We start from the raw sequence: 6,970 nt of genomic DNA, 5'->3' as shown, positions 1-6,970 counted from the left end.
CCCCATCCCCGCCATCGGGCACCGTCGCCCCGACCTCGCCCGAAGGCTGGACCCAGGGCAGCGGACGCCCCGGCGTGCGCAGGCAGGCCGGGAGCCACCGCGCGGCCACCAGTTGGGGCTGGGCGGCCTCGATCATCTCGGTCTTGCGCAGGCCGGTGAGGCGCGCCGCCGCCTCGGGCGAGACGCCTTCGGTGACCGCATCGACGATCTGGCCCTTGGTCACCGCGCGTAGGTAGCGCTCGGCGGTCGGGGACCACCAGTCGCTCATGTCCAGGTCCAGCGCGCTGGCCAAGCGGTCAGCGTGCTTCCAGGCCAACGGCCGGTTGTCCCAGCCGCGCACCGCGTCGAGCGAGAGGCTGACGCAGTGGGCCATCAGGCCCATGCGGCTGTCGGCATCGAGCCCGACCACGAAGTCCCAATAGGCCTCGGGGTCATCGGGCATCTGCCGAGCCCAGGCTTCATGGCGCTCGGCATTGGCGCGGGCTGCGGTGCTGTCCTCGATCCCGTCGCCCTCGGCGGCGAGGTTGCGCGAGCCCAGCCGGACGTCCAGGCACGAGGCGTAGCCGCCCACGCCCCGGAACACCCGCAGCAGCAGGGCATGGATCATGGCGACCAGGGCGAGGTCGGGGTCCTGCGCCAAGGCATAGCGCAAGGCGGTGCTGCGATGGGCGGTGAGGTCGGCGCGAATGCGCGGAGAGATCGGCGCATTGGCTTCGCCGAACGACTCCTCGACCTCGCCCGGCCCGTCCTCGTCCTCCTCGCTGCCGCCTTCCTCGTCGGCCTCGTCTGGCGCCGGTGCTTGGCCATCATCCTCCGCCTCGGCCCCAGGCTCCACCTCGGCCGAGGGCTCGTCCTCGGGCCGCACGTAGCCGCGTTCGATGCGCGCCTCGCCGTCATGGCCCAGCATCACGAAGGCCCCCGCGCGCGCCTTCTCCTGCGGATCGAAGCCATAGCGGTCGGCCAAGGCGTCGAGCGCTTCGTCGATCTGGCCCAGCCGTTCCTCGGCCGCCTCGGGCAAGTCGGCGAGGTCGGGGTAGCGCTCGATCAACCCGTCGCGTTCGGCATAGAGCGCTGAGCGCTGGGCCTCCTCCTCGGGGGTGTGCGGCAGCGAACGTTGCCAGATGCGGCCGCAGCCGTGGTCGTGCGGGTAGGCTAGGAAGGCGGCGGTCCACTTCCAGCCCTCGGCCTCCCGAAGCGCGACAGCCTCGGCCTGGAGCTTCTCGGCGACGAGGCGGTCGAGCAGGGCGACGTCTTCCAGCCAGCCCTCGCCGTTCTCGGTGAAGAGGTCGACGAGCAGAGCGCCGCCCGCCGCGACATAGGCGTCGACCCCGACGAAGCAGGCGCGGGGATCGTCGGCCGGGACCTTGGCCTGCGTCATAGCCCGGCGGATGGCGTAGGTCTGGCGCTGGTGCGGCGCGAGCTGGGCGTAGACCTGCATCTGCCGCTCGGGGGCGGGGCTGACCGCGAAGGCCATGACCTGATCAAGGGTCAGGCCGCCCTCGCGGTAGATGTCGAGTAGGGCGGGGGCGACCGCGCCCATGCGCAAGCGCTGGCGCACGACGTGGGGCGAGACGCCCGACCGGGCGGCGATCTCCTCGGCGCTGTAGCCCTTGCGCTCGGCAAGGTCCTTCCAGGCCTCGAACTGGTCGGCCGGGTGCATGTCGCGGCGCGAGGTGTTCTCATCCAGGGAAATCTCGCTGGGGTCGTTCAGGGTGTCCACCACGCAGCGCACCGGTTCGTGCTTGCTCAGCAGCTTGCGCTTGGCCAGCAGCCGTAGGGCTTGGCGGCGGCCTTCGCCGATGGTGACGAGGTAGTAGCCGCTGGCTTCGCCGCCCTCCTTCACTTCCGGCTCGACTACCAGGGGCTGGAGCAGGCCCTTGTAGCGGATGCTGGCCGCGCGGGCCTCGATGTCCTGGGCGCTGTGGCTCACGCGCCGAACATTGCGCGGCGAGGCCTTGAGCTTGTCGAGGGCGATCTCCAGGACCTCGCCGGTCTGGATCACGGGCCGCACGGCCTTGGCGGCGGTCGGGGCGGTCTGGGCTTGTCGGGTCATGTCTGCCTCCTTGGGGCTGGTCGCAGGCGCAAGGCGCGCCTGCGGCCTTGCCCGTCGGCGAGACCGGGGGTGCAAACGGAGGGGCGGCTTCGCGGGGACCCGGCTGCAGGGCGTCGGGTTGCGATCTGGCGAGGCGGCGCGGCGCGCCCGAAGCTGGGCGGAAGCCGATCCGAAGTGCGCCGGGGGCGGAGCCCCAAGCCCGCGCGCCCGCAGGGCGGGCGCTCATGACAATGAAGCCTGCACAGGAGCCCGCGCATCGCGCGTGGTGGGAGGCGGCGTCGAGCGGCCGGCGGCGCCCAATGGCGCCCGCCAGGCGTCACGCCCGAGGGAGCGGCGAAAGCCGCGGGACCGAGCGTGACCGCCGGCCGCTCTCCGGTCCGGGCGAAGCCAGCCGCGAAAGCGGCTGGCGAAAGCCTCCGGCCCACGCCAGGGAAATTGACCGCTTGGCGCGTCTAGCCGCGGCGGACGAACCGTTCCGCGCGTGATCCCAGTGAAATGACCAACAAATCAAAGCCGCCGCGCAAGGCGGGCCAAAAGCGTGTCTCCAATCAACCAAGTGCCAACCAGAAAAGTGAAGGCGCAAAGCCACAGAGGCGTAAAACCGGATATCCGGCCCGTCCCGTCATCGCCTACCCGAAGGCGCTGTGGGAAGAATGGGAGGACCCGCCGACCTTCAGCCAAGCCCTGGACCTGCACATGCGCCGGCATGGCGACACTGGGTATGGCCTGCGGCGCGCGGTCTGCGAGCGCGGCGAGACGATCGAAACCACCACGTTCACGGCCTGGCGGCGGGGGGCCAAGGCTCCGCGTGGCGCGGCGTCCCTGCGCATCCTGGCCGCGCTAGAACGCCGCTGGAAACTGCCGCCAGGCTATTTCCGGGAAAAGCTCCCTCATCCTGGGCGCTACATCAGCACCCAGGCCTGCCTGCCGCTGCCGATGTCCGAGCGGCGCCGGATGGCCTGGCACCTGCCCGACGACTTCGCCCAGCTCGCACTCTCCAAGCGGCAGGAAATCGAGGCCTGGGTCCGTTCGGTGATCTTGTCGGGCCACACCGACTATCGCCGCTACCAGGCCGAAGCGATGAAGCAGCGGTTCGCCTTCCAGTTCTCCGGCAAGGGCGGCGTCATGGAGCTATCGCCAGGACTGTCGCTGGACGATCGCCTGGCCGATCCGGGCCTGCGGCGCATCGGCCGCCCGCTAGGTGCGACGCCGGCGCCCGCGCAGCTCGACGAGGAGGCCGCCGATCTCCTGGCCTTCAAGACCGCCACGCTCACCTCGCGCGGCCGTCGGCGCAACGGCGTCTGGAACAGCGAGACCGCCGCGCAGAAGATGGAGCACCTGGGCCTGATGCTCGGCGCGCTTGCCGCCTGTCCCGAAGGCGCGGTCCGAGGATACGGAGCCCCGGTCGACGCCGTCAGCTTCGGACTGCTCGTCTTTCCGGCGGTCTGGGACTGGTATCTTGGTTGGCGCGAGGGACGTCGCGGCTTCTTCACCCAGTGGGAAACCGAGATGCTGACGGTCGGCGCCTCGCTGAGCCGGCGCGAGACCGGATGGTTGCGGCAGACGCCCCGGCTGGCCGAGCGCCTGCGTCCGATCGAGGGTCTGGTGTCGGCCAGCGATGTGCGCGCGGCGTTCGAGGATTGGGACAAGGCCTGCGACGCCCAGCACCAGCACTTGCTGCTGCGGGCCAAGGAAGTCGCCAGGGTGGCGCGGATCCACCGCGATCCGTTCGAACCCATCCTGCCGATCCTGGAGGCTGACAGTCCGGTGGGCGAGTACCGCAAGATCACTGAAGAAGTGCTCCGCCGCCGGCCTGACGGCCGGCTCTATCCCACGGCGGCGGCCGAGGCGACGCGCGCCTTCCTGATGCTGCGCCTGGGCCTGCATCTTGGGCTGCGCCAGAAAAACCTGCGCCAGCTCCTGGTCTGCGCACGGGAGGGGATTCCGACCAGCGAGCGACAGCTGGAGGCGCTGAAGCGCGGAGAGCTGCGGTGGAACGGTCGCGACCAGGCCTGGGAAGTCCTCATCCCGGCCGCCGCGTTCAAGAACGCCGGCTCGTCGTATTTCCGCAAGAACCCGTTTCGCCTCGCGCTACCCGACCTCGGCGGCCTGTACGCGGAGATCGACGGCTACGTGACGCGCGATCGGCCCATCCTTCTGCGGGGCGCGCCCGATCCACGGGTGTTCTTCGTCAAGACAATGAAGGCCAGGAGCAAGGACGCCGAGTACGACCAGAACACCTTCTACGAGGCCTGGCGCCTGGCCATCCAGCGGTATGGGATCTTCAACCCCTATACCGGTCGCGGCGCCATCGAGGGACTGCTGCCGCACGGACCGCACAATGTGCGCGACGTCCTGGCGACGCACGTGCTCAAGCAGACCGGCTCCTACGAGCAGGCCAGCTATGCGATCCAGGACACCCCGGACACGATCGCAGAGCACTACGGCCGCTTCCTGCCGCAGGACAAGGCGGCCCTAGCCGCCCAAGTCCTCAATCAAGTGTGGAACTAGCCGTCAGCAGTTGTCCGCATGTGGCCAGTTAGGCGGCGAAAGCCGGAATAATTGGCCATATGCGGACAGTTCGCCCGCGAGGCGAACACGGCTTCGCATGCGCGCGTCGTCCAAGCCGCCTTGACTCACCAGAGCCCCAAATGAGAACAATAAGGGAACATCTGGAGCTCTCCCATGACTGAACAACGCGCCCACTCGCGCGAGCCTGCGCACGCGCCTCCACGTCCTCTCTTCGTGCCCGAAGGCGCTGACGGTTTCACCCTGGCGCAGGCCATGGCGCCCGGCCAGCATATCGAGACGCTCTGCCCTTGCGGCGAGCGCGCCGAGTTCGACGCACGCGCCTGGATGGACCGGGGCCTGGGCTTCCAGGCGCTGCAGGACTTCTCAGGCCGGCTACGTTGCAGCTGCGGCGGTCGGCAGGCCTGGTTCGAGGTGTGGCCCGGCGAACCTGGGACTAGTGGGCTGAAGGTCCGCTCGGCGGCCGAACTCTACGACTGAGGCGGCCATGACCCAGCGACACAGCCGTTCGGGCCTGCGCGACCCGATCGCCTTCTTCGAAGGCCTGCGCCCGGCCCGCCAAGCCTGCATCGACCAGCTGCGAAACCTGCGCCCGTCCAGTCCCGAGTACCACATGATGTTCGTGATCATCGCGGCGATGGACGTAGCCGCCGAGTTCTTCACGCGACAGCGAAGCTTCTTCACCGTAGGCGCCGGCGCGACCGCCAGCCGCGATGCCTGAGCCGAGTGAAAGTGACCGGCGCAAGGCCGCGCAGCTTCCGGCGGCCGTGGCGGACATGCGGCTGGTCGATTGCTTGGCCCAGGGTCTGGATGTGCGCTTCCAGTGCCAGTACTGCGGCATGGAGCGGACCTGGACGCGCCAGGATTTTCTGGGTCGGAGGCTGCGCGGGCGGCTTGCCTGGACGCTTGCCCGGTCCCAAGCGAGCGTCTTCTGCCCGCAACGCGGTTGCGGTGGCCATCGCCCGGTCGTTCGCCTGATGAAGGGCGGGTATCACGACGACCATGCCGACACGCCGGAGGCCCGGCGCACCCACGTTGTGACGATGCTGCTCGACGCGGGCGTCCTGCCCGAGGAGGTCGGCCTATGAGCTTCCCCGGCCAGTCAGCCCAACCCAGCCTCTTTGACCTGCCGTTCGCCCCGCGCCGGCCCATGCCCGAGGGTTTCCGCTACCAGGCCGACCTCGTCACGCCAGAGGAGGAGCGCAGCCTGGTCGCCAGCTTCAAGGACCTGCCGTTCAAGCCCTACGAACACCTGGGCTATTTCGGCAATCGCCGCATCGCTGGGTTCGGATGGCGCCAGGACGCCAACGGCAGGATGGTCGAGACCGGCGAGCCGATTCCCGAGATTCTCTTGCCCCTCCTCGACAAGGTCGCCGCCTTCACGGGCCTCGCGCGCGAGACCTTTCGCCACGCGCTGGTCACTGAGTACTCGCCCGGCGCCGGGATCGGCTGGCATCGCGACCGGCCGCCGGCCGTGGCCGTCGCCGGCGTCTCGCTTGTCTCGCCCTGCACGTTCCGGCTTCGCCGCAAGGCCGGCGATAAGTGGGACCGGGCCTCGATCATCGCCGCTCCGCGCTCGGCATACCTGATGAGCGGCCCCGCGCGCAGCGAATGGGAGCACAGCATCCCCGAGGTTGAGGCCCTGCGCTACTCGGTGACCTTTCGGACCGTGCGTTGCTAGGCGACCTAGCCGTCCAGGCCCGCGAGCGCCTCTCAACTTGCGCGCCAAGCTCGCGCCAGCGACAAGCCGCCCATGATCGCTTCCCTTGCCGCCGCCATCATCGCCTGCACCGCGCCCGCCGTTCATGACGGTGACACGCTGCGATGCGGGTCGGAGCGCGTTCGGCTCTTTGGCGTCGACGCACCTGAAGTGCGGCGCGGGAAGACGCCTGCGCAGCCGCTGGCCTACGAGGCGCGGGACGAGCTCGTCCGGCTCACGCGAGGGCGGGTCGGCTGCCGCTTTGTCGACCGGGATAGGTATGGTCGCTTTGTCGGTCGCTGCTGGTCGGACGTGACGCCCGACGTCAACGCCGCGCTGATCCGCTCCGGCCTGGCGACCGAGTATCGCCGCTACAGCAAGGGTGTCTACGCAAAGGAGGAAGCGCTGGCGCGAGAAGCCAAGCGGGGACATTGGGCGACGACCCCATAGGCCGAGGCGACTCGCACTCGCGTGATGGCCCACCGGCGTTGTGCGCTGGCGAAGCAGGCGCGGCGGTAGCGCGAAAACGCGTGCCGGGATCACCGCCCCGTACTAAACCCCATACTAAGGACGGATTTAGAACGGGCTGGCTCGCCGAGCCATCCGCATCTTATTGATTTTATTGGAGAAAATGGCGCGCCCGGAACGATTCGAACGTCCGACCCTCAGATTCGTAGTCTGATGCTCTA

The 6,970-nt window shown here is 69.3% G+C and carries 7 protein-coding genes; 6 read left to right on the top strand and 1 reads right to left on the bottom strand.

Annotated features, from left to right (window positions below):
* Positions 1-2,053: ParB N-terminal domain-containing protein (locus tag DMC18_RS12395; RefSeq protein ID WP_110132966.1), on the bottom strand; the 2,053-nt coding region annotated here is incomplete at its 3' end.
* 696 nt (positions 2,054-2,749) lie between these two features.
* On the opposite strand from DMC18_RS12395, the gene DMC18_RS26900 reads away from it, so the two are divergent.
* The 6 genes from DMC18_RS26900 to DMC18_RS12365 all read left to right on the top strand — a co-directional run bounded on the left by DMC18_RS26900 (position 2,750) and on the right by DMC18_RS12365 (position 6,731).
* Positions 2,750-4,564 carry a hypothetical protein gene (locus tag DMC18_RS26900; protein WP_233248135.1) on the top strand — a complete coding sequence of 605 codons (1,815 nt, stop codon included), beginning with the start codon at positions 2,750-2,752 and terminating at the stop codon, positions 4,562-4,564.
* Between the two features lie 174 nt (positions 4,565-4,738).
* Positions 4,739-5,062 carry a hypothetical protein gene (locus DMC18_RS12385; protein ID WP_110132965.1) on the top strand — a complete coding sequence of 108 codons (324 nt, stop codon included), beginning with the start codon at positions 4,739-4,741 and terminating at the stop codon, positions 5,060-5,062.
* Between the two features lie 7 nt (positions 5,063-5,069).
* A complete protein-coding gene (locus DMC18_RS12380; RefSeq protein ID WP_110132964.1) occupies positions 5,070-5,303 on the top strand; it encodes a hypothetical protein in 234 nt (77 codons plus the stop codon).
* Positions 5,304-5,358: 55 nt separating this feature from the next.
* Entirely contained in the window at positions 5,359-5,670 is a 312-nt protein-coding gene (locus DMC18_RS12375) for a hypothetical protein (RefSeq protein ID WP_233248134.1), read from the top strand.
* Complete coding sequence (locus DMC18_RS12370; RefSeq protein ID WP_233248133.1) at positions 5,667-6,263, top strand: alpha-ketoglutarate-dependent dioxygenase AlkB; 597 nt, start codon at positions 5,667-5,669, stop codon at positions 6,261-6,263. The genes DMC18_RS12375 and DMC18_RS12370 overlap by 4 nt, the downstream gene beginning before the upstream one ends.
* 72 nt (positions 6,264-6,335) lie before the next feature.
* Positions 6,336-6,731, top strand: coding sequence for a thermonuclease family protein (locus tag DMC18_RS12365; RefSeq protein WP_110132962.1), 396 nt, complete (start codon positions 6,336-6,338; stop codon positions 6,729-6,731).
* Positions 6,732-6,970 lie beyond the last annotated feature (239 nt).

The sequence above is a fragment of the Caulobacter sp. D5 genome, assembly GCF_003185805.1.
Classification (GTDB): Bacteria; Pseudomonadota; Alphaproteobacteria; order Caulobacterales; family Caulobacteraceae; genus Caulobacter.
This window is presented reverse-complemented; position numbering and strand designations above follow the sequence as displayed.